20 protein-coding genes are annotated in these 19,823 nt (G+C 54.4%); 10 read left to right on the top strand and 10 right to left on the bottom strand.

Translation table 11 applies throughout. The features are described 5' to 3' along the window. Positions 1-167: 167 nt before the first annotated feature. Positions 168-1,628, top strand: a complete 1,461-nt coding sequence (locus IEX74_RS15320) for a hypothetical protein (protein WP_188814887.1) — start codon at positions 168-170, stop codon at positions 1,626-1,628. A gap of 20 nt (positions 1,629-1,648) precedes the next feature. Here the strand turns inward: IEX74_RS15320 and IEX74_RS15315 are convergent, their stop codons facing one another. Beyond that, entirely contained in the window at positions 1,649-1,951 is a 303-nt protein-coding gene (locus IEX74_RS15315) for a DUF2695 domain-containing protein (RefSeq protein ID WP_188814886.1), read from the bottom strand. Positions 1,952-2,216: 265 nt separating this feature from the next. Here IEX74_RS15315 and IEX74_RS15310 point away from each other — a divergent pair, with 265 nt between their 5' ends. The 4 genes from IEX74_RS15310 to IEX74_RS15295 all read left to right on the top strand — a co-directional run bounded on the left by IEX74_RS15310 (position 2,217) and on the right by IEX74_RS15295 (position 6,445). Further along, a complete protein-coding gene (locus IEX74_RS15310) occupies positions 2,217-2,897 on the top strand; it encodes a hypothetical protein (protein ID WP_188814885.1) in 681 nt (226 codons plus the stop codon). Positions 2,898-3,212: 315 nt separating this feature from the next. After that, positions 3,213-5,429 (top strand): prolyl oligopeptidase family serine peptidase, encoded by a 2,217-nt coding sequence (locus IEX74_RS15305; protein WP_188814884.1) that lies wholly within the window; start codon positions 3,213-3,215, stop codon positions 5,427-5,429. Between the two features lie 147 nt (positions 5,430-5,576). Further along, a complete protein-coding gene (locus IEX74_RS15300) occupies positions 5,577-5,807 on the top strand; it encodes a hypothetical protein (protein WP_188814883.1) in 231 nt (76 codons plus the stop codon). 143 nt (positions 5,808-5,950) lie between these two features. Next, positions 5,951-6,445 (top strand): GNAT family N-acetyltransferase, encoded by a 495-nt coding sequence (locus IEX74_RS15295; protein ID WP_188814882.1) that lies wholly within the window; start codon positions 5,951-5,953, stop codon positions 6,443-6,445. Positions 6,446-6,529: 84 nt separating this feature from the next. Here the strand turns inward: IEX74_RS15295 and IEX74_RS15290 are convergent, their stop codons facing one another. The 8 genes from IEX74_RS15290 to IEX74_RS15255 all read right to left on the bottom strand — a co-directional run bounded on the left by IEX74_RS15290 (position 6,530) and on the right by IEX74_RS15255 (position 13,744). Further along, positions 6,530-6,832, bottom strand: a complete 303-nt coding sequence (locus IEX74_RS15290; protein WP_188814881.1) for a DUF4286 family protein — start codon at positions 6,830-6,832, stop codon at positions 6,530-6,532. A 33-nt stretch (positions 6,833-6,865) separates the two neighbouring features. Continuing rightward, positions 6,866-7,153 (bottom strand): YciI family protein, encoded by a 288-nt coding sequence (locus IEX74_RS15285; protein WP_188814880.1) that lies wholly within the window; start codon positions 7,151-7,153, stop codon positions 6,866-6,868. Positions 7,154-7,171: 18 nt separating this feature from the next. Then, the gene (locus IEX74_RS15280) at positions 7,172-7,621 is read right to left on the bottom strand and encodes a DUF6526 family protein (RefSeq protein WP_188814879.1); all 450 of its coding nucleotides are present in this window, start codon (positions 7,619-7,621) and stop codon (positions 7,172-7,174) included. A gap of 88 nt (positions 7,622-7,709) precedes the next feature. Continuing rightward, positions 7,710-8,051, bottom strand: coding sequence for a hypothetical protein (locus IEX74_RS15275; RefSeq protein WP_188814878.1), 342 nt, complete (start codon positions 8,049-8,051; stop codon positions 7,710-7,712). Positions 8,052-8,115: 64 nt separating this feature from the next. Continuing rightward, complete coding sequence (locus IEX74_RS15270) at positions 8,116-9,363, bottom strand: MFS transporter (RefSeq protein WP_188814877.1); 1,248 nt, start codon at positions 9,361-9,363, stop codon at positions 8,116-8,118. Positions 9,364-9,552: 189 nt separating this feature from the next. Further along, on the bottom strand, positions 9,553-10,491 hold the full coding sequence (locus IEX74_RS15265; protein WP_188814876.1) for a cation diffusion facilitator family transporter: 939 nt from the start codon (positions 10,489-10,491) through the stop codon (positions 9,553-9,555). A 174-nt stretch (positions 10,492-10,665) separates the two neighbouring features. Then, positions 10,666-13,119, bottom strand: a complete 2,454-nt coding sequence (locus IEX74_RS15260; RefSeq protein WP_188814875.1) for a TonB-dependent receptor — start codon at positions 13,117-13,119, stop codon at positions 10,666-10,668. Positions 13,120-13,405: 286 nt separating this feature from the next. Next, entirely contained in the window at positions 13,406-13,744 is a 339-nt protein-coding gene (locus IEX74_RS15255) for a hypothetical protein (RefSeq protein WP_188814874.1), read from the bottom strand. Positions 13,745-14,151: 407 nt separating this feature from the next. On the opposite strand from IEX74_RS15255, the gene IEX74_RS15250 reads away from it, so the two are divergent. The 3 genes from IEX74_RS15250 (at position 14,152) to IEX74_RS15240 (ending at position 17,721) form a co-directional block, all read left to right on the top strand. Continuing rightward, positions 14,152-14,589 carry a hypothetical protein gene (locus tag IEX74_RS15250; RefSeq protein WP_188814873.1) on the top strand — a complete coding sequence of 146 codons (438 nt, stop codon included), beginning with the start codon at positions 14,152-14,154 and terminating at the stop codon, positions 14,587-14,589. A gap of 137 nt (positions 14,590-14,726) precedes the next feature. Continuing rightward, positions 14,727-16,571: a molecular chaperone HtpG gene (htpG, locus tag IEX74_RS15245; protein ID WP_188814872.1), complete on the top strand. Its 1,845-nt coding sequence runs from the start codon at positions 14,727-14,729 to the stop codon at positions 16,569-16,571. Positions 16,572-16,758: 187 nt separating this feature from the next. Further along, the gene (locus tag IEX74_RS15240; protein WP_188814871.1) at positions 16,759-17,721 is read left to right on the top strand and encodes a toxin-antitoxin system YwqK family antitoxin; all 963 of its coding nucleotides are present in this window, start codon (positions 16,759-16,761) and stop codon (positions 17,719-17,721) included. Positions 17,722-17,814: 93 nt separating this feature from the next. Here the strand turns inward: IEX74_RS15240 and IEX74_RS15235 are convergent, their stop codons facing one another. Beyond that, entirely contained in the window at positions 17,815-18,174 is a 360-nt protein-coding gene (locus IEX74_RS15235; protein WP_188814870.1) for a YraN family protein, read from the bottom strand. 345 nt (positions 18,175-18,519) lie between these two features. Between IEX74_RS15235 and lipB the strand changes: the two genes are divergently transcribed. Beyond that, the gene (lipB, locus tag IEX74_RS15230; RefSeq protein WP_188814869.1) at positions 18,520-19,329 is read left to right on the top strand and encodes a lipoyl(octanoyl) transferase LipB; all 810 of its coding nucleotides are present in this window, start codon (positions 18,520-18,522) and stop codon (positions 19,327-19,329) included. Continuing rightward, positions 19,326-19,742 (top strand): hypothetical protein, encoded by a 417-nt coding sequence (locus IEX74_RS15225; protein ID WP_188814868.1) that lies wholly within the window; start codon positions 19,326-19,328, stop codon positions 19,740-19,742. Before lipB ends, IEX74_RS15225 begins: the two co-directional genes overlap by 4 nt. Positions 19,743-19,823: the final 81 nt, after the last annotated feature.

The following is a 19,823-nucleotide window of genomic DNA, read 5'->3' as shown; positions in this document are numbered from 1 at the left end:
CCACCTCTAGCCCCTCCTTGAAAAAAGGAGGGGAGCTTTTTTAGTATGTAGCTTGCTAGCTCTAGCTGAACCACCCTTAGCCCCTCTTTGAAAGAAGGAGGGGAGCTAGCTTTTTAGCTTTGGGCCTAACTTTTAGCTGTAGCTTTAGCTATTCAGTCAGCAGTTCTATGTTCGAAATCATCCTTGAAGTTTTAGTTGTAGTAGTGGTAGTGGGCTTGCAGATTCGCACGTTTCTGCAAACTCGTGCCCGCTCGCAGCGACTAGCGCAGCTTTACCCGCCCAAAGAACAACTGCGCGTGGAGCGGCGGCTCGTGACGCCGGCTGGGCTCGACATGCCCGACTACGCCGCCGATGCGCCCGCCGATGCTTTCCCCGCCGACATCATCCGGGCCGATGCCACGTCGAAAGACTTCCAAGACATTCTACTAGACACCAATGCCTACCTGCGCCACAACAAAGGCGCCGCGGCCGACTTCAACATCCTGAAAGACATTGCCGAGCGCCAGAGCCAAGTAGTAGCCAACGAAGCGCAGGCCGACGTAGCTACGCCGCTCTACCTGGGTCTGCTCGGCACGTTCTTGGGTGTGATCCTAGGTCTGGTAGGAATCGCCCGCAACGGCGTCTCCGACGATAACGCCTTGACGCCCTTCCTCACCGGCGTGCTCATTGCCATGACGGGCAGCTTCGTGGGGCTGCTGCTCACGCTGCTCGGTAACGGTCTGCTGCGTAGTGCCCGCCAACAGCTCGATGTGCTGCAAAACAGTTACTACACCTTCCTGCAAGCTAGGTTGCTGCCCATTCTGCACAGCGACATGGCCGGCAGCCTGAGCAATCTGAAGTCGGTACTGGATGCGTTCAACCAGGATTTTGTGGGTAAAGTGACGCTGTTTGAGCCCATCATGGACAAGCTCACCGACAACATTCGGGTGCAAAGTCGCTTTCTAGAAGCATTAGATAAGATCGGCTACGACCAGATGGCAAAGGCCAATATCGCGGTGTTTGAGAAGGTGCGTGAGTCGGCTGATCTATTTGGGCAGTTCACGGGATATCAGCAGAAGCTGAATCAGATGCTGGAAGCGGGCTACCACTCGGCACAAAGCGTGAACAGCATCTTGGACCGACTGCGTGGCTTTGAAAAAGGCATCAACGACCTAGGTCAGTACATCGGCAAAAACGATAACATCATTCAGCACCAGCTCGACTTCTTCCAGCGCCACCAGAAGGAAATGGATGCGCTCCGTTCCCGCACCGAGCAGTACTTCGACCAAGCTAGCCTCTCGCTCACTGACCTCATGCAGAAGCGCCTGCAATTCCATGAGCGCGACGCCCAGCAAGCCTACGAGAAGTGGGGTCAGTACTTCCAAAAACTCAACAACGACAACGTGTTCGAGCGCATTATGCGCCAGCTCGACCCGCTCAAAAACGTGGAAGCGAGCCAGCAAGCCCTTGCTCGCGACGTGACAGCCACCCAGCGCGAGTTACTCCGCAAGATCGAACTCGACTCTCAGATTCAGGCCAAGGTGTTGACGGAGCTAGGTGATTTGAACAAGATACTGGTGAAAGCCACTGCCAAGAACCGATTGCAGCGCGCGATGGACAGCGTGTTTGGCGGCGTGAAGCCACAGTAGCGCGGACTCTGTAGTCCGCGCTACAGAATGTCCTCAAACTTCTCTTCAACATTTGCTAAAACCTCGCAGTCACAATAACCGCCATGATTACCGAGCCATTCTGTGACGGTTGCTACTGGCAGATTGCGCTCCTGTAGAAACTGTTTTGTCAGTCGAAGCGTGTCACCGCAGTCCGTTTCACTAAGTTCCTCGTCCAGGTAATCGAACAAAGCTTTCAACTCTGTTAAAGGTAAAGGCAAGCCGGCTAGCTTTTCGTCACGCTGTTGCTGCTTGAATGAATTTAGGAGGGCTTTACGTTTCTGTTTTTCGTCTTTGGCGGACATATACAAAGTCGATAATGTTGCGAATAAATATTTTGAAATGTTTACCTCAAATATTCTCTTTTTTGGTGGATGGGCATTGCTCTACAGCGCAGCTGTATCATTAGGCTATTTCTTTCTGCTTGTTAGGCCGCAACAGCAGAGCTGGTTGCTTCTGCTGCTTCGATTTACTCTGTTTCTAATAATAGTTATGGTACCTATGTTGATGGCTTGGGGACTGATATTGATGATAGAGGATGATCGTTCAGGGTTTTGATATTTAGATTTTATGAACAACTCCACGAACAGCCGCGAATCCTCCGACTTCTTTTGGCCTAGCTATGTGGACCTGATGACGTCGCTGTTTGTGGTGATGTTGGTGCTGTTTGTGTACAGCTTCAAGCTGTTCAAGGATAGAGAAGGGGAGCTGAAACGAGCCAACGGTGAATTGAAAGTGAAAGCCGCTGAACTGGAGCAGATCACCAAAATTCGGCGGTCCTTGCAGCAACTCGAAGGCAAGTACTTCAAATACGACCCCGCCAACGAGCGCCACGAATTACTCGTGCCCGTGCAGTTTAAGTCGGGCCGTGACGAAATCCAAGACGCCTACAAGCCGGCGCTACTGCAAGCTGGCCGCCGACTACGCACAGTGCTCAAAAACATCAAAACCGATCAGCCGGTGCGCTATCTCGTGATTGTGGAAGGTATGGCAGCCCGCTATCCGCAAGGCGACCCGCGCAACGACTACGAACAGCAAGCTACCTACCAGCTCAGCTACCGCCGCGCTTTGAACCTGCTGAACCTGTGGAAGCAAAATAACCTCGACTTCACGCAAGATCGTGGCATCGAATTGATTATCGGTGGCAGCGGCTTCTTCGGAACCGGGCGCTACTCGGGCGTTCGAGAGGGGCAGAATAAGCGGTTTTTAATTCAGGTAATCCCGAAAGTAGGCCGGATGAGCAGTAAATAGAAGTTGTTAAGAAGATGCCTGCCGGTCCGACGCCCTAGGCATCCGACCGGTTGTCGCTTATGAATGTTTGCACAAGCTAGATGCGTGGTCATTGCGCTGATAGCTCGTTCAACGGCAACCGGTCGGACGCCTAGGGCGTCGGACCAGCAGGCGAGATTACCTAGCTTCCAAAGTGAAGCATAAGCCGCAAGCTGCACGAGGGTGAGCACGGAAGCTAGGTTGAATAACCTTGCTTGCTAAACATTCCGCAGGGTACACCGGATGTATAGTGACCAGCGCATATCTTCGCTGTTCTCTGCTCCCACCTAATCTCCTATGCGCAACCTCTCACTTGCTTTACTAGCGCTAACGGCACTAACAGCTTCTTGTCGTTCTGCTGCTTCTGAAGCCGAACATGAAACCAGTGCTGCTGGCAACCGTTCTACTTTCTCGGCTCGCCGCAACGGCGCCGACTTACCCCGTTTTACTGTGCAATACCCACAAGCTCATAAAGTTGATGTAGTCGATGACTACTTTGGTACTCCCGTTGCCGATCCGTACCGCTGGCTTGAAGACCCCGATTCCCCCGAAACCAAGGCGTGGGTGGAAGCCGAAAACAAGGTGACTTTCGGTTACCTAGAGAAGATTCCGTTCCGCAATCAGATTCGCGACCGGCTCACCAAGATATGGAACTACGAGCGCTACAGCGTGCCCCAACAAGAAGGGAATCAGTTGTACTTCTCCAAAAATGACGGCCTGCAAAACCAAGCCGTGCTGTACGTGCAGCCGAACACCGACGGCGCCCAGCCCGAAGTGCTGCTCGATCCCAACAAGTTTTCGGCCGATGGCACGACGGCGTTGGCGGGCACCTATTTCTCCAACGACCACCGCTACCTAGCCTACGCCACCAGCGGCGGCGGTTCCGATTGGCACCAGCTAAAAGTGCTCGACCTCAAAACCCGTCAGCCGTTGAAAGATGAGCTGAATTGGGTGAAAGTGTCGGGCGCTTCGTGGTACAAAGACGGATTTTTCTACAGCCGCTACGATGCCCCGAAGAAGGGCGAGCATAGCCTGGCCGGTAAGAATGAGTTTCACAAAGTCTACTACCACAAGCTAGGTACTGCCCAGAGTGCCGACAAGCTAGTGTACGAAGACAAGAAGATGCCCCTCGGTTTTCGGATGGCGGGCGCCACAGAAGACGAACGCTTCTTGGTGCTCTACCTCACCGACGGCAAAAACGACGGCAACCGCCTCTCGGTGCGCGACCTCACCGACCCGAAGCAGGAACACAGCTTCACGCCGCTCATCACCAGCTACGAACACAATAACTCCGTAGTCGGCAACGTGGGCGGACAGCTCTTGGTGATGACCAACTACAAAGCCCCGCGCTACCGCCTCGTGGCCATCGACCCCAAGAAGCCGCAGGAAAAGAACTGGAAGACGATTCTACCAGAGTCGGAAAACACGCTGGAGGGCGTAAGCCAGGTAGGAGGGAAGCTGATTGCCAACTACTTGAAAGATGCTAGCTCGCTGGTGAAGGTGTACGATGAGAAAGGCAAGTTCCTGCACGATGTAGAACTGCCGGCCATCGGCACGGCTGCCGGCTTCGGCGGGCGGCACGATGCCAAGACGGTGTACTACGCCTTTACCTCATTCACGTACCCGACCACCATTTACAAGTACGACCTAACTTCGAACATCAGCACCGTGTTCAGGGCTCCGAAAGTTGATGTGAACCCAGACGACTATGCAACTACGCAGGTGTTCTTCGCTAGCAAAGACGGCACGAAGATTCCGATGTTCATTGTGCGGAAGAAAGGCGTGAAGCTGACCGGCCAGAACCCAACCTACCTCTATGCTTATGGTGGCTTCAATGTGTCGTTGACGCCGGGCTTCAGTGTGGCGCGTATGCTGTGGCTGGAAAATGGCGGCATCCTAGCTATTCCGAACCTGCGCGGCGGGGGCGAGTACGGTGAAGAGTGGCACAAAGCCGGCATGACGCCGCACAAGCAGAATGTGTTCGACGACTTTATTGCCGCCGCCGAGTACCTCACGGTGCAGGAATACACCAACCCCAACCGTCTCGCCATTGCGGGCGGCTCCAACGGCGGCTTGCTGGTAGGTGCCATCATGACCCAGCGCCCCGACCTAGCTCACGTGGCCTTCCCGGCCGTGGGCGTGATGGACATGCTGCGCTACCAGAAGTTCACCATCGGTTGGAACTGGGCGCCCGAATACGGCACCTCCGATAACTACAACCAGTTTCAGAACCTCTACCGGTTCTCGCCTCTGCATAACCTGAAAGCTGGTACGATCTACCCCGCTACCATGATTACCACCGCCGACCACGACGACCGGGTTGTGCCGGCGCACTCGTTCAAATTTGCCGCTACGCTTCAGGAGAAAAACGCTGGTCCGTACCCGCAGCTCATCCGCGTGGATGTGAATGCAGGCCACGGCGCGGGTAAAAGCACTGCGCTTCAGATTCAGGAATGGGCCGATGTGTGGGCTTTTGCCTACTATAATATGGGACTGAATCCGTACGGCAAGTAAGAGATTTCCTGACCTAGGTCACCTGGTTAGGGTAAAATTGCCCGCGAAAAGACAGCTAAAACAACAAGGGAACCCGTACAACTCTTTCGAAGCCTGCTTTGTATCTTGCGGCTCGAAACTCCAATGCCCGTTTATTTCGGCTTACTTATGAAGAAAACGCTTCTGCTCGGTCTGCTCGCCGCTGCTTCTCTAACGCTGTCCTTGTCGTCGTGCGGCGGTCCTGATGTTAACAAAGATGAGGACGTAGCTACGCGGCCGTTGCCTCCTATTCCGGCCAAAGCCGATACGACCGGCGGCAAGCCTGATACCAACGTACCGCGCGAAATCAACGCGGTGAATGCCACCCAGGACATCAAGCAAATGCAGCCGCAGATGTAGCTTGTGAAATGAGCAATTAGTAATGAACAATGAGCAATTACCGTTCGCGGCGTTGCTCATTGTTCGTTTCAGGTAATTCTGATCAGCGTATTCGGTTACCTAAAATTGCTCATTCATCATTGTTAACTGCTCAATGATCATCGATGACAACGATTCGTCGCGGCGTTGAAGCCGATTTACCCCAGGTGCTAGGTCTCATTCAGGAGCTGGCTGAGTTTGAGCGCGCTCCGCAGGAAGTCACCAACACGTTGGCCGACATGCAGCGCGACGGCTTCGGCCCGGACCCCATTTTCAAGTTCTTTGTGGCTGAAGATGAGAGCGGTACCATCCTAGGTATTGCGCTGTATTACACCGCTTATTCTACCTGGAAAGGCCGCATGCTCTACCTCGAAGACTTAGTCGTGACGGAAGCTGCCCGCGGCACCGGCCTCGGCAAGCTACTCTTTGATGCCGTGGTGCACGAGGCGCGTACGACGGGTGCCAACCGCATGAAGTGGCAAGTGCTGGAGTGGAACGAGCCTGCTATTGGCTTCTACAAAAAGATTGGTGCCAACCTCGACCCCGAGTGGCACAACGGCAACCTGACCAGCGAACAGCTAGCCGCTTATAGCTGCAATGAAGCGGTGCAGAGCCTGTAAAAGCAAAAAATTGCAAACAGAAACGCCAGGCTGAAGCTCATTCAGCCTGGCGTTTCTGTTTGCAACCTAGGTAGCGAGAGATGATTAATCGACTACTTCCAGCACGGTGCTAAACGACACGTACTGACCTGGAAAGCGCGTCGTTAGGTTGGCACTTAAGCCAGGATCGAAGAGGTTCTGGTAATCTTCAAGCTGCTCTAAGTCAAGGCAATAATATTGCGCGGCGTAGGTGACGCCGCCTTCTTCCTCGTTGAGCAGGCGGCACAACTGACTTCTTAGGAAAAACCCCGTGGCCATTACATCCGGCAAGTGCACGTCGCGCATGTACGTGACCCACTCGTCGGCAATTTCCGGGTCGATGCTACTGGTTACGTTGTAGAGAATCATTAAGCTGAAAATAAGAAAACGCGCAAAACAATGCTAGCTGAGCAGGCTCTCAAAGCCAAGCGCCGTGCGCGACAAAGTGAATTCGATAATATCGTACTGCGCCACGCCTGCTTCCAGGAAAGGATCGGTGGCGGCCAGTGCTTCCAGGCTACCTAGGTCGGTGGCGCGGGCGAGGATGATGCCGCCGGTGCGGGGCACGCGCCGCCCGGAAGCCAGAAAGGTGCCGTTTTGGTACTGGGCGTCGACCCAGGCCATGTGCGCCGCCATAAGCGGTTCAACTTCCTCCAGCGGTTTGGAATACGTAAGTACAAGCAGAAACATGCCCGCAAAGGTACAGGTTCAGACGCGCATCGTGTCGAAGTGAAAATCCTGAATACGTGCCTGAATGTCCTTGGGCGGCAATTTCTCCTGAATGGCCGCCTGCACTAAGCTAGGGAGCTCTTGGTCGCCGGCGAAGCGCAGGGAGAAAATCTGACCTAGGGTGAGCTGGTCTTCCAGCGGGCGCAGGCTCTTGCCGGTCACCTCGAAGTAGCGCTGCCGTACTTCCAGCCGGATAAGCCGGTTCTGGAGCGTCAGGGCATAGTGCTGGCGCAGCATAACCAAACCAAGAAACACAATGACTGCGAGTGCCATAACGCAGAACCACAAACGCGACACCTCTGAGTCGTCGCCGGCCACGGCCAGGTAGCGCCGCACAGTGTAGACAACCATGATGAGCGCCGCCGGCAGTAGAATAAAGTGGTGCAGCGGATAATACTTAACGGTGTTTTTGGTAGGCGAATCTGCCATTTTGGTAGGGGTTGGAAGTAGGGGAACAAAAAACTCCAGCCGCTTTGGGCTGGAGTTTTGGTTTATACGGGATGAGGCTGGAAGTATCCTAGCCTTTCGCGGCTTTCTTTTCTTCCCGCAGGCGCTTCTTGTCGAGCTTGGCTTGCTCTTTGGCCAGTTTTGCCTGCTGTTGAGCTTGTTTATCAGCCAGTTGCTGTTGCTTTAGCTCGTTCTTCTGAGTTTTCAGAGCTAGCTTCTGCTGCTTTAGCTCGTCTTTGCTGTCGTTTACCGACTGCCGGCTAGCTTTGGCGTTATCCTTTTCTGAATTGTAGGCAGCTTTCGAATTGGCGGTTTGTTGCTGTAAGCTGTCAACTCTGGTAGTTTGGGCATGAGCAGCCGAGCTGAGCGCAGCAACAGCGGCAAACGTGAGGAGGAAGGTTATCTTTTTCATGAGTGCAGGTCTATAGAGATTATTACTGATACGCCTGCAAGCGAATGAAGTTCGAAAAAAGAGCTTATACCTCCTGATAATCAAGGTCTTTGCCGTAGCTTTCCGACAAGGTGCTGGCACTCCAGAAAGCCAGCAGCAGCAAAACCGCCCCGATGATAGCCGCCGCGCCGACAATGCTGAACGGGCCTTGTAAGGCTTTGAACGTGGGGTTGATCAGGACGATGGCGCCGCGGGCAAAGTTGGGCGCCGTGGTGGCAACGGTAGCGCGCAGGTTAGTACCAAACTGCTCGGCCGACACCGTGACGAACAGCGCCCAGAACCCGCCCGCCAGGCCCAGCAGAAAGCAGACGAAGTAGAACGTGGTGGGAGTAGCGCCGTGCAGCCCAAATAGATACACGCCCACCATGGCCAAGCAAGCCAGAATAAAAATCTGCAGCGTGCGGTTGCGGCTGTGCAAAAGCTGGCTCAGGCTACCGCTGGTAAAGTCGCCGAGCGTAAGACCTAGGTAGCACCAGAAAATGCTGAGCCCGCCGGTGACAGGGCCTTGCAGGTTGAAATAATTGCCAAACTCCGGTGCCAGCGTAATCAGGATACCCACGATAAACCAGAAAGGCGAGCCTATGAGCAGGCAGCGCACATAGCGGCCTAGCCGTTCGCTGTTGGTAAACAAGCTGAAGAAATTGCCGCGGGCGACATCCTCGCGCTTGGCCTGCTCAAACATGCCCGACTCGAACACGCCAACACGGAGTGCCAGCAGCGCCAACCCAAGCCCGCCGCCAATGAAATAGCTGTTGCGCCAGCCAAACCGCTCGCCTACCCAGTAGGCAACCATGGCGCCCGATACGCCCACTGTAGCCACAATCATGGTGCCGTAGCCGCGCTTCTCCTTGGGCAAGCTCTCGGCTACCAGCGTGATGCCGGCACCTAGCTCACCAGCCAATCCGACGCCCGCAATCAGGCGGAGCCAGGCATATTGGTCAATTGTCTGTACGAAGCCGTTGGCAATGTTGGCCAGCGAGTACAGCAGGATGGAGCCGAATAGCACTGACAGCCGCCCGCGCTTATCACCCAGGATTCCCCACAGGACGCCGCCCAGCAACATGCCGGCCATCTGCATGTTAATCAGGTATATACCTAGGTTAGTGACCTCGCTCGGCACCGTAATACCTAGCCCGTTCAGGCTCTTGACCCGCACGATGCTGAAAAGCACCAAGTCGTAGATATCGACGAAATAACCCAAAGAGGCAACAATGACGACAGCACTCAGCAGCGAGGCTGTTCTGGGAGGCTGAGGAGCTACGGGAGAAACCATTAGCTAGGTAGAGCGAGTGAGAAAGAAGGCTTACGTACGCATATTCGGCACTTTTTAGCTGTTTTGCCCGATCTTTTTTCAGCGGTCAGCGGAAGATTTCTCCGCCTCTACACGCAACAGACCGCCCGGCTGCCCGGGCGGTCTGTTGGGTAAGTCAGGTAGAAAGAAGTGCGCGAAAACCTAGGTTGCTCAATCGCACCCGCAGGATTCTTCCAGCACCGGCACGCGCTCCTCAATCTGCACGGTGCAGTGGCAGATATTGAACTTCTCTTTGAGGGTTTTTTGCAGCTGTTGCAAAAAGTCGCTGTCGCAGCCGCAGCCGGGGCGTACTAGGTGCACGGTCAGGGCAGTGTCGCGGGTGCTCATGGGCCATACGTGCAGATCGTGTACCTGCGTGACGCCGGGCTGGGCGAGCAGCAGCGCCCTGACCTTCTGCAAGTTGATGCTTTCTGGCACGGCCAGCATCGTCAACTGGACCGTTTCGCGCAAAAGCCCCCACGAGCTGTAGGCAATAATACCTAGGATGACAAAGCTGATCAGCGGGTCGAGCCAGTGCCAGCCCGTCCAGACGACCAAACCGCCGCCCACCACCACGCCCAACGACACCAGCGCATCGGTGAGCATGTGCAGGTACGCACCGCGCAGGTTCACGTCGCCGTGCTGACCCTTCCGAAACAGAAAAGCCGTCAGGCCATTCACGCCAATTCCGATGCCCGCCAACACCATCACAAGGTAGCCGTTGACGGGCGCCGGGTTCCGCAAGTGGTCAACCGTATCCCAGAGAATAAACCCCAGCGCCGCATACAACAGCGCCGCGTTGATCAGCGCCGCCTGAATAGTCGCACTTTTAAACCCGTAAGTATAGCGCTCCGAGGAAGGTCGGCTAGCCAGCTGCGTAGCGCCCCAGGCTAAAGCCAGGCTCAATACGTCGCTCAGATTATGGCCGGCATCAGAAAGCAACGCCGACGAATGCGACCAAAGACCCCCCGCGGTTTCGGCCACCACGAAGACGAGGTTCAGCCCAATCCCAATGCCGAAAGCACGGTCGAAGTGCATCTCCGTCGCCGCTGCCAAGCCATGATGGTGATGGTGGTCGTGAGTATGATCGTGGTCGTGAGAATGCGCCATTTTTCATTTAACATTTACCAGTTAACATCTACCAGTTACCAATGGTCATCCTTCTCTGAGGTGAATGGAGGAATAATAAAAATAACGGATGCGCAACAGCTTTCGATTAAGTTATATGGTTAAGCAAAAAGTTAACTGGTAGATGTTAAATGGTAAATGGTAAATGAAAACTGATCAGTTGAACCGTAGCGGCACCACCACTCTCACGCTCACGTTGCGGCCCATGTTGAAGATGCCCGTTCGGCCGTTGCTGGCGTTGTAGTCGGCGTATTTCAGACGGCTCAGGTGACTTTGGTAGGCTACATCGAACAGGTTGTTGCCGGTCAGGTACAGCGAAAACAGCGTCTGCGCTTTGGCGTTTAGCCAATCTGCACCTAGGCCTGCATTAAATAAGGTGTAGCCCGGCGTACGGGTTTCGGTTTGGTAAGCAGAGAAAAAGCGGTTTTGGGCAAATGTATGCTCCACGTTGATGCGGGCATAGAGATTGGCCAGCCGCGTGTTTTTCACCTTATGAAAGTTCACCCGCAGTTCCGATTGCAGCCGGTCGGCGGGGATGAACGGCAGATAGCGCAGCGAATCGGCGGGCTGATCGAGTTGACGGGCCCGCACCATCGAGAAGCTGTTCTCGAAGTGCAACCAATCAAGCGGGTGCGGGTGAATGTCTAGGCTCACTTCGCCGCCCACTATGCGGGCGTTGCCCTGGTCGTACAGAAACACGGGGTTTCCGGTGCCGGCAATCGAGTCGGAGCCAGCGGCGTTCAGAATATGGCGCGGGAAAATGTAATTCTGGATGCGGTTCTCGAAAGCATCCACGTTCAGGCTCACGTGTTCCGTCACGTAGCTGATGCCGGCGTCGTACTGTAAGCTGGTTTCGGCCTTCAACCTAGGGTCACCGATTTCATAGCGAATAGTGCCCTCGTGCTGGCCGTTGGAACCTAGCTCGGCAATGTTTGGGGCCCGGAATCCGCGTGAAAGGTTGGCTTTCACCAGCAGCTTTTCGCTGACGCTGTAAGCGCCGCCCACGCTGCCCGAGACATTGCGGAAGGTAGATTTGAAGCCCCCGAACTTCTGCTCTTCGCCGGGCGCAGGCACAGGGCGTTCTTGCGCATCGAGGTACAGAGCGTCGGCATTGATGCGGCGAATGTCGTAGCGCAGACCGCCGCTTACGTCGAGCTTGCCAATCGTTTTCTTCGTCACACCGAACACGCCGCCATCGAGCAGGTGATAAGCCGGAATCAGAAATTCTAGGCCTTTGTTAGCATTCTGCTGCTGCATGCCGCTCACCCCGACCGTCGTGTTCCAGCCACTTATTTCCGGCAGAAAATAGCGCACGGCATAGTCGAAAGTGCGCAGTTGAAAGTACAGGTCCGGCGTGTTGGGGTCGAACACGTTGCCAAACTCACGGCGCAGGTTCTGCTGCCAGCTGGCATTCACCGTCAAGCGACTTTGGCCAAAGATGAAGTTGTTCTCGGTGCCGATGCGGAAGTGGTTAACCCGTTGGCGCGGAATAGCTAGGCCGTAGCCACGCAGGTCGTCGTTGGTCACCGGCACGGCTTCCGTGGCGGTGTCGCTCACGGCGACTTCCTTCAGGAAACGGCCGGTTACCGGGTCCCGGTCGCCTTCCGTCAGACCTAGCTGTTGGTTGAAGGTGTTGAACGTCAGGTGCGAGTAGCCCCAGCTTTTGTTCACGCCCACGTAGCCATTGGCATCCAGCTCCCGAAAACCGGAATTGAGCACGCGGCCATCGTAGCGGTTACGGTAAGCGCCGGCTAGCTTGCTGCTGCCGCGTACCAGCCAGTTGAAGCCATTTTTATTGCCGGCATTCATCAGTGAGTAGCCCTGCAAGTGATTGTTCGACTGATAATTGGCCGACGCTGAGCCGATAATCTTGCCTTCTTCTACCGGATCAGGCGCCAGAAAGTTGATGACGCCGGCCATGCCATCGGAGCCGTAAAGCAGGCTGCCAGGCCCCTTGATTATCTCGGCCCGATCAATCGAATACTCATCAATCTCGATGCCGTGCTCATCGCCCCACTGCTGGCCTTCCTGTTTCGAGCCATTGTTCAGGGTAATAACGCGGTTAAAACCTAGCCCCCGGATGATGGGTTTGCTGATGGCCGCGCCGGTGGTAATCTGCGAGAGGCCCGGCGTGTGCGCAATGGCATCGATGGCGTTGGTGGAAGCCGATTGTTGAAGGCGCGTGTGGTCCACCACCGTTGTCGGGATAGGCGAGCGGCGCATTTCCGTAGCCGCCGATACACCCGTCACGACCACCTGCCCAATCTCGGTAGTAGCAGCCGTTAGGGTTACCTCTATCGGCTGACCTAGGTTTGTATCCACCGTGCGGGCAACGGTGGTGTAGCCCAGGGAGCGAATCTGCATCAGAAACCGCCCGCGAGGCAGGGTGTTGAATTTAAAAGTGCCATCCGGTCCCGTGGCCGTGGCTTGGCGCAGGTCCGAAAACAATACGGTAGCGCTCGGCACAGGTTCTTTCGTTGCAGCATCCAGCACGCGGCCAGTGACAGGAGTGCCCACCGCAGCGCGCGGCGGCGTAGATGGCATAGGAGTTTGGGCAAAAATGCCCGTGGTGAGCAGCAGCAAAGCTCCCACTAAAAAAAGTCGTGACATAGGTTGGGCGCTAGGACCTAGCAATGAACCGTAAAGGAAAGGAGGGGCTGCATCAGCAGCGCAGGAAAAGGGCAGCTAATCACCAGTAGATTCCTGCTGATTAGGCTGCGCGTAAAAGCCACCGGCTGGCACTGCACATAGGCTAGGTTCACTGGTAAGTAGCGCGGAAGTCTGTTCCACAACGAGCCGCAGGCGAGTACTAGGTATGCGCAGTATTTGGTGCGTCACGGCACCTTGAAGTCTATCTGAGCCGGCAGCAAGGGCGCGTGAAACGCCGTGGATGAGTTTACGCCTGATGCGGCGGCCCCCGCAGGTAGCGCGTTGCTACGGATGAGCTAAGCCATAGTACACCAGAACAATACGTGCGAACGACCGGATAAACTGCCACCAGCCGAAACTCCAGCGGCGAAGCCAGCTGGAAAGGCACATGGCTGAAATTATCCGTTTGGCAATGCTGGTGCTTAGCTGTAAGCAGCAGCTTGGCCTTCGTCGGCGTCGAAGCGTGCACCGGTTCTTCACAGGTGTGCTGGTGGTTGTGCAGCGCCAACACCCAGGCATCTGGCAGTAGCACCCGCAGAAAACACAGCAGGAGCAAGGTGGCCAGACGGGAACGATGGGTGTGCATTATGCAACAATGTATCGTGTAGATGCACCAAATGTAGAGGTAATTTCTTTTCGGGCAAATTGATATTATTAAAGAAATTACTAAAGCTAACCTTGATCTTAACTTGCTTGAATATTGATATAATACAAATTATGAGAGAAAAGGAAGTAAGGAATGAGAATACCTGAAACTGCCCTATCCAGCTTGCATACAAACATATTCAGCAAGAGACTTCATCAATACGGCGTGGTATATATTGCGTTAAACGAGAAATATGACAAAATAAATCGGTAGCCAGTAATAATTAAAAATTTCCTATATAGATTTGCGGCTACTAACTCGCTATGTTAATGTTGTGAGTACCGTTATCTATGATCTGCGCTCTACACGAATCACTCCTATTACAACACGATCCTCAACTACGGCTAATGCGTTGGCAGTGGCAAGGCCCTTTAAGCTTGCTGCGCTTCCAGATGGCGTTGGAGCGACTACTCTTGTTTTCGCGCCAGAATAAAGCACGACAGTGGCTGGTTGATATTTCCAAAATGCCACCGCTCGGCAACGACGAGCAAGCCTGGCTGAGCCAGCGCTGGGTGGCTCAATTTGCCCGCTGCGGCATCCAGAACCTAGCTTTGATGCTGCCAGACGACTTACACAACCAGCTCGCCATGGAGCATGTGCTGGACAGCGGCCGCTGCTACACCCAGGTGAATGTGCAGTTCTTCGGCGATTTTCCAGCTGCGCTGGATTGGCTCTCCAAAAGTTCTGACGATGTGCAGCGCCTGGAGCATGAATGGTTTGCGGCTAGGCTGGCTGCCACGCGGCCCGGTGCTGCGGCCTTGTTGCCAGACGAATGGCTTGACTAACCACGCTGGCGGCGCTGTCAATCTGACAGCGCCGCCAGCGTGGAACAGCTTTTGAAACGTGCTGCCAGACGACGCTGAGCCTGCTAAAGGCTAGCGTTTTGTCTGGTTTTTTGTTTCACTGCTTCTGTCAATACGCTATGCAAGAGAAAGGTAGCATCTCGATTCATACTGAGAATATCTTCCCCATTATCAAGAAGTTCCTGTACTCGGACCACGAAATCTTCCTGCGGGAACTGGTTTCGAATGCCGTAGACGCCACCCAAAAGCTCAGAAGCCTGGCGCAGCTAGGAGAGTTTAAAGGCGAGCTAGGTGAGCTGAAGGTGCGGGTAACGGTGGATAAGGAAGCTCGCAAGATCACCATCTCCGACCGTGGCCTCGGTATGACGGCTGAGGAGATTAAGAAGTACATCAACCAGATTGCTTTTTCCGGCGCCACGGAGTTTGTGGAGCAGTATAAGGAGAAGGATGCCAGCACGAAAGACCAGATCATCGGGCAGTTTGGCCTGGGTTTCTATTCGGCCTTCATGGTGGCTGAGGAAGTTGAGATTTGGTCTAAATCCTACCAGGAAGACACGCTCACGGCACACTGGACCTGCGATGGTAGCACGGAATTTACCCTCGATGAGCCCACCGGCGAGCACGCCAAAGCCGAGCGGGGTACCGATGTGGTGTTGCACGTAGCGGCCGATTCCGACGAGTTCCTGGAAGAAGCTAGGTTGCGGACCATTCTGACCAAGTACTGCAAGTTTCTGCCCATCGAAATTGAGTTTGAGGGGGAGGTAATTAACCAGACGCAGCCGATCTGGACCAAGCAGCCGTCGGAGCTGACCGATGAGGACTACACGAAGTTCTACCAGGAGCTGTATCCTTTCTCGGAGCCGCCGCTGTTCTGGATTCACCTCAACGTTGATTATCCGTTCAACCTGACGGGTATTCTGTACTTCCCGAAGGTGAAGGATGAGCTACAATTCCAGCGCAACAAGATTCAACTGTACTCGCGCCAGGTGTTCATCACCGATGAGGTGAAGGACGTAGTACCTGAGTTTCTGATGTTGCTGCACGGCGTGCTCGACTCGCCGGATATTCCGCTGAACGTGTCGCGCAGCTTCCTGCAAGCAGATGCTAACGTTAAGAAAATCAACACTTACGTTACCCGTAAGGTAGCCGATAAGCTCAGCGAGCTGTTCAAGAAAGACCGCGCTGGATACGAAGAGAAATGGTCGGATATTGGCCTGTTCGTGAAGTACGGCATGTTGTCGGACGAGAAGTTCTACGACAAAGCCAAAGACTTTGCGCTTGTGCAGAATACGGCTGGCAAGTACTTCACCCTGAGCGAGTACCAGGAGTTTGTGCAGGCTAATCAGAAGGATAAAAACGATCAGCTGGCCGTGCTTTACGCCACCGACCCGGAGGCGCAGCACGCGTACGTAGCCGCCGCCACCGACCGCGGTTATGACGTGCTCAAGCTAAATGCCGTGCTCGATCCGCACTTCATCGGGCAGCTGGAGCAGAAGCTGGAGAAGGTGACCTTCAAGCGCGTAGATGCTGACACGGTTGGCAAGCTCATCGAAAAAGATGAAGCCACGGAAAGCGTGCTGAGCGACGAGGACAAAACCCGTTTGCAGGAGCTGTTTGCCAAAGCCATCAACAACGAGCACATGCACGTGCAGGTTGAGGCTCTGTCGCCGCAGGATTCGCCGGTTATCATCACGCTGCCCGAGTTTATGCGCCGCATGAAAGACATGCAGCGCACCGGCGGCGGTGGCGGGATGGCCTTCATGGGCAGTCTGCCGGATAGCTATACGGTGAGTGTCAACGCGAATCACCCGATTGCGCAGCGCATTCTGAGCGCTGATGAAGAAGGCGGCAGCAAGCTAGCCCGCCAGGCGTTCGACCTAGGTTTGCTGGCGCAGAACATGCTGAAAGGCGAAGCCTTAACGGCATTTGTGAAGCGCAGCGCCGATCTGCTGACCGCATCGTAGGCCAACAACCTAGGTTGCTCGGATTGGACCAACTCAAAACCCCGACAGCGGAAGCTGTTGGGGTTTTGTCGTTTCAGCGAAGCAAAGCTGTTTTACTCAACTACTCAGTTACCGATATGACCTAGGTGCCGGGCACCAAATGCGTGTATATTTACGTTTAGTGCTGCGACTTCTGCCTACTTCTGCCATGCCCCTTTCTCGTCTGCAACTTTCGCTGTTTGCTGTTCTCCTGCTGCTTGGTGCCTGTTCTAAAAAGACAGTTTCCTTTAGTAGCAAGCCCGACCAGGACATGGGCAACCTAGCTCTCAGCGACACGCTAACGCAGAACAGCGACACAACGAACCTGCTGAACAAGCGCGTGGCCATGACCAAGGAGCAGGAGCAGCAGGCCAAAGAGAAAGATAAAAAAGCGCAACGCAAGCCCAAGAAAAAGAAGAACATATTCCTGGGCGAGCCAATCAAGAAAGCCTACACCAAGTCGGGGCCGAAGGGGCGCAACCAGGTGGTGGAAATCTTCTACTACATGCGTACCCCGCAGAAAACCGATCCTTTTGCGCCCATTCGCTACTATTATGATGCTCATAAGCGCCGCATTGTGCAGGATCGGGCGGGCGTAGACCCCGGCGATAACAAAGTGCTGCACGGCCCCTACAAGAAGATGCAGGGCGGCAAAGTAGTGGAAACCGGGTTCTTTGCCGTGGGCACGCGGCATCTGCGGTGGGAGCGGCTGAATAAGGATAACATTCTGGTTTCCAAAGCACACTACGAGAAAGGCTTCCCGCGCGATGCTAATATTACCTACTACGACGGCGCCCAGAAGCAACTGAAAGAAGTGGTGCCCTACGTAGATGGCAAGCTGGAAGGCGACTACGTGCGCTACCTGGAAAGCGGCAAGCGCGATTGGGATGGGCAGTTTGAGAACGGTAAAAAAATCGGTCTTTGGAACAAGTACTGGGGCTTCCGCAACTTGCCCAACCGACTGCATTACGTTTACCAATACCCGGAAAGCGGCTACGAGCCCGAAGCGGAGCCCATATTGCTGCGCGAGTACAACCGCAACGGCGTGCTCGTTTATGAAAAAGATAAGCTCGACCGCCGTGATGCCGTCACGGACCGTCCCGGCATAAACCGCACCGGCGGACGGAAGTAGTCTACTGATGAGTTAATTAGCTGATATACTAATGTGCTGGTTAGGGAAAGCTACCATAAGATCAGCACATCAACTCATTAGCATATCAGCAAATCAATAGAACGCATCCTCAAAGTGCTCAATGTGAAAGCCTTTGGCTGTTTGGGTGAGAGCTAGGATATCGAAGCGGATATCACCTTGCCAGTTTATTTCTTCTTGATACTGATCGGCGGCCAGGCGGAACAGCTGGCGTTTTCGCTCCGTGACGAACGCTTCAGGGTAGCCAAACTGTGAGGAAGAGCGCGTTTTTACTTCCACAAAAACTAATAGCTGCGTGCTTCGGCGCATAATCAGGTCGACTTCGGCGCGGTGGTGGCGGTAGTTCCGGCGTTCCAGCTCGAAGCCTTGTGCCAATAGGTAATAGGCGGCGGCAGCTTCACCGGCATGACCAAGTGGGTGGGCAGCGTGCGGCATAGGAGAGAGGTGCGGCGGTGAGCAGAGCAATTGACGTTGGAACGAATCTACGTACCTTTGCTGTGATTCAATGTTCTACCAAAAACCGGGCGCCTATGAAGATGTTGAGTGGGTTTATCGACGCACATACTGAAACCTTCCGGCGCGATAAGCCAAACGGATAGTCGCTCCTACCCTAGCTTTTTCACTTATCATAGCCAGATAAACTGTTGTAGCACCTACAAGAAGCGAGTAATTTATAAGCCGATCCATCCATAAAACCTAGGTTGAAGCTACTCACGTAGGTATACTGCTCACCACGCTCTGCTTCCGCGCTACGTATCCCACCATCCAAACCGTTCATTAATGGACTCCTTTTATAGCCAATGCAGTGCGCCGGCGGTGGTGCTATCTGCTACTGAGCAAGCAACAGCACCGGCTGCTACGTTAGGACAAAATCGTCACATTATCGTGCAGCGACTCGGGCTTACTGATTATGAAGCCGCGTGGGCTTATCAGGAGAAGATACTAGCGGATACGTTGGCTGTTAAAGCTCAGAATCGACAGGCTGCTGAAGCGGGCCTGCCACTGATTACTACCCCGAACTACCTGCTGCTTTGCCAGCACCCGCACGTCTATACGCTGGGCAAGAGCGGCAAGCCGGAGCACCTTCTGCTCAATGAGGCGGCGTTAGCTCAACACAATGCTACCTTCCACCGCATCAATCGTGGCGGCGACATTACCTACCACGGTCCGGGGCAGTTGGTAGGCTATCCTATTCTGGACCTGGATAATTTCTTCACAGATATTCACCGCTACCTGCGCGTACTGGAAGAAGCCGTGATGCTGACGCTGGCAGAGTACGGGCTGACGGCCGGGCGCATTGCGGGGCTCACCGGCGTATGGCTAGGTTTTGAGGAAGGCGCGGCGAATCCACGTAAAATATGCGCCATGGGCGTGAAATGCAGCCGTTGGGTAACCATGCACGGCTTTGCCCTGAACGTGAATACGGATCTTTCCTACTTCAATCACATTGTTCCCTGTGGCATCAGCGACAAAGCCGTTACCTCGTTGCAGCAGGAGCTAGGTCGGGCGGTGCCACTCGCCGAAGTGGAAGATCGGCTGTTGATCCACCTAGCCCATTTGTTGGACGCCGCGCTACTTGAGCAAGCATGAAAGAACACATCACATTCGACCCGGTAGAAGGCGTTTCGATAGCCGTAGTACCCGACGATGATGCAGCTACCGAAGAGGGGAAGGCTGGTTGGCAGGTGTACTTACTCAACCATAATGCGTTTCCGCTGCAAAACGTTATCGTCAGCTCCAATGGCTATGGCACCAAGGAAGACGGCGAAGTCGTACGTACTTCTACGTTGCGCCATGTGTTCGTGGAGGTGGCACCCCATAGCGTTGTGGCTATAGAGCCTATTGATCCTGAACTATTCCATTTGAATAACCAGTACTGGGTCAGCTACTACCGCGGCACGCAGATCTTTGACAAGAAGTTTATTTTTGTACCCGATTCTATTGTAGCCGCCAACCTGATTCCGATTGCTTTGTTGGGGCGTCCGGGCGTATTGCACAGTTAAGTTAACCAAGAGCTAGCTCCTACTTTTGGTTGCTGGCCTTTCCTTCTTAAGCGTTGAATAGGTGATGAGTGTACTCGGAAT

Source organism: Hymenobacter cavernae, from assembly GCF_014641455.1.
Lineage (GTDB): Bacteria > Bacteroidota > Bacteroidia > Cytophagales > Hymenobacteraceae > Hymenobacter > Hymenobacter cavernae.
Note: the sequence above shows the minus strand (reverse complement) of the source record. Positions and strands in the feature narration are given on the sequence as shown.

Bases quoted from the DNA above. Each gene is read 5' to 3' on its own strand.
- IEX74_RS15240 (WP_188814871.1), top strand. From the start codon at position 16,759: ATGCCCCTTTCTCGTCTGCAACTTTCGCTGTTTGCTGTTCTCCTGCTG.
- IEX74_RS15305 (WP_188814884.1), top strand. From the start codon at position 3,213: ATGCGCAACCTCTCACTTGCTTTACTAGCGCTAACGGCACTAACAGCT.
- htpG (WP_188814872.1), top strand. From the start codon at position 14,727: ATGCAAGAGAAAGGTAGCATCTCGATTCATACTGAGAATATCTTCCCC.
- IEX74_RS15260 (WP_188814875.1), bottom strand. From the start codon at position 13,119: ATGTCACGACTTTTTTTAGTGGGAGCTTTGCTGCTGCTCACCACGGGC.
- IEX74_RS15285 (WP_188814880.1), bottom strand. From the start codon at position 7,153: ATGTTTCTGCTTGTACTTACGTATTCCAAACCGCTGGAGGAAGTTGAA.
- IEX74_RS15275 (WP_188814878.1), bottom strand. From the start codon at position 8,051: ATGAAAAAGATAACCTTCCTCCTCACGTTTGCCGCTGTTGCTGCGCTC.
- IEX74_RS15295 (WP_188814882.1), top strand. From the start codon at position 5,951: ATGACAACGATTCGTCGCGGCGTTGAAGCCGATTTACCCCAGGTGCTA.
- IEX74_RS15265 (WP_188814876.1), bottom strand. From the start codon at position 10,491: ATGGCGCATTCTCACGACCACGATCATACTCACGACCACCATCACCAT.
- IEX74_RS15235 (WP_188814870.1), bottom strand. From the start codon at position 18,174: ATGCCGCACGCTGCCCACCCACTTGGTCATGCCGGTGAAGCTGCCGCC.
- IEX74_RS15270 (WP_188814877.1), bottom strand. From the start codon at position 9,363: ATGGTTTCTCCCGTAGCTCCTCAGCCTCCCAGAACAGCCTCGCTGCTG.
- IEX74_RS15280 (WP_188814879.1), bottom strand. From the start codon at position 7,621: ATGGCAGATTCGCCTACCAAAAACACCGTTAAGTATTATCCGCTGCAC.
- IEX74_RS15290 (WP_188814881.1), bottom strand. From the start codon at position 6,832: ATGATTCTCTACAACGTAACCAGTAGCATCGACCCGGAAATTGCCGAC.
- IEX74_RS15225 (WP_188814868.1), top strand. From the start codon at position 19,326: ATGAAAGAACACATCACATTCGACCCGGTAGAAGGCGTTTCGATAGCC.
- IEX74_RS15310 (WP_188814885.1), top strand. From the start codon at position 2,217: ATGAACAACTCCACGAACAGCCGCGAATCCTCCGACTTCTTTTGGCCT.
- lipB (WP_188814869.1), top strand. From the start codon at position 18,520: ATGGACTCCTTTTATAGCCAATGCAGTGCGCCGGCGGTGGTGCTATCT.
- IEX74_RS15300 (WP_188814883.1), top strand. From the start codon at position 5,577: ATGAAGAAAACGCTTCTGCTCGGTCTGCTCGCCGCTGCTTCTCTAACG.
- IEX74_RS15320 (WP_188814887.1), top strand. From the start codon at position 168: ATGTTCGAAATCATCCTTGAAGTTTTAGTTGTAGTAGTGGTAGTGGGC.
- IEX74_RS15255 (WP_188814874.1), bottom strand. From the start codon at position 13,744: ATGCACACCCATCGTTCCCGTCTGGCCACCTTGCTCCTGCTGTGTTTT.
- IEX74_RS15315 (WP_188814886.1), bottom strand. From the start codon at position 1,951: ATGTCCGCCAAAGACGAAAAACAGAAACGTAAAGCCCTCCTAAATTCA.
- IEX74_RS15250 (WP_188814873.1), top strand. From the start codon at position 14,152: ATGCGTTGGCAGTGGCAAGGCCCTTTAAGCTTGCTGCGCTTCCAGATG.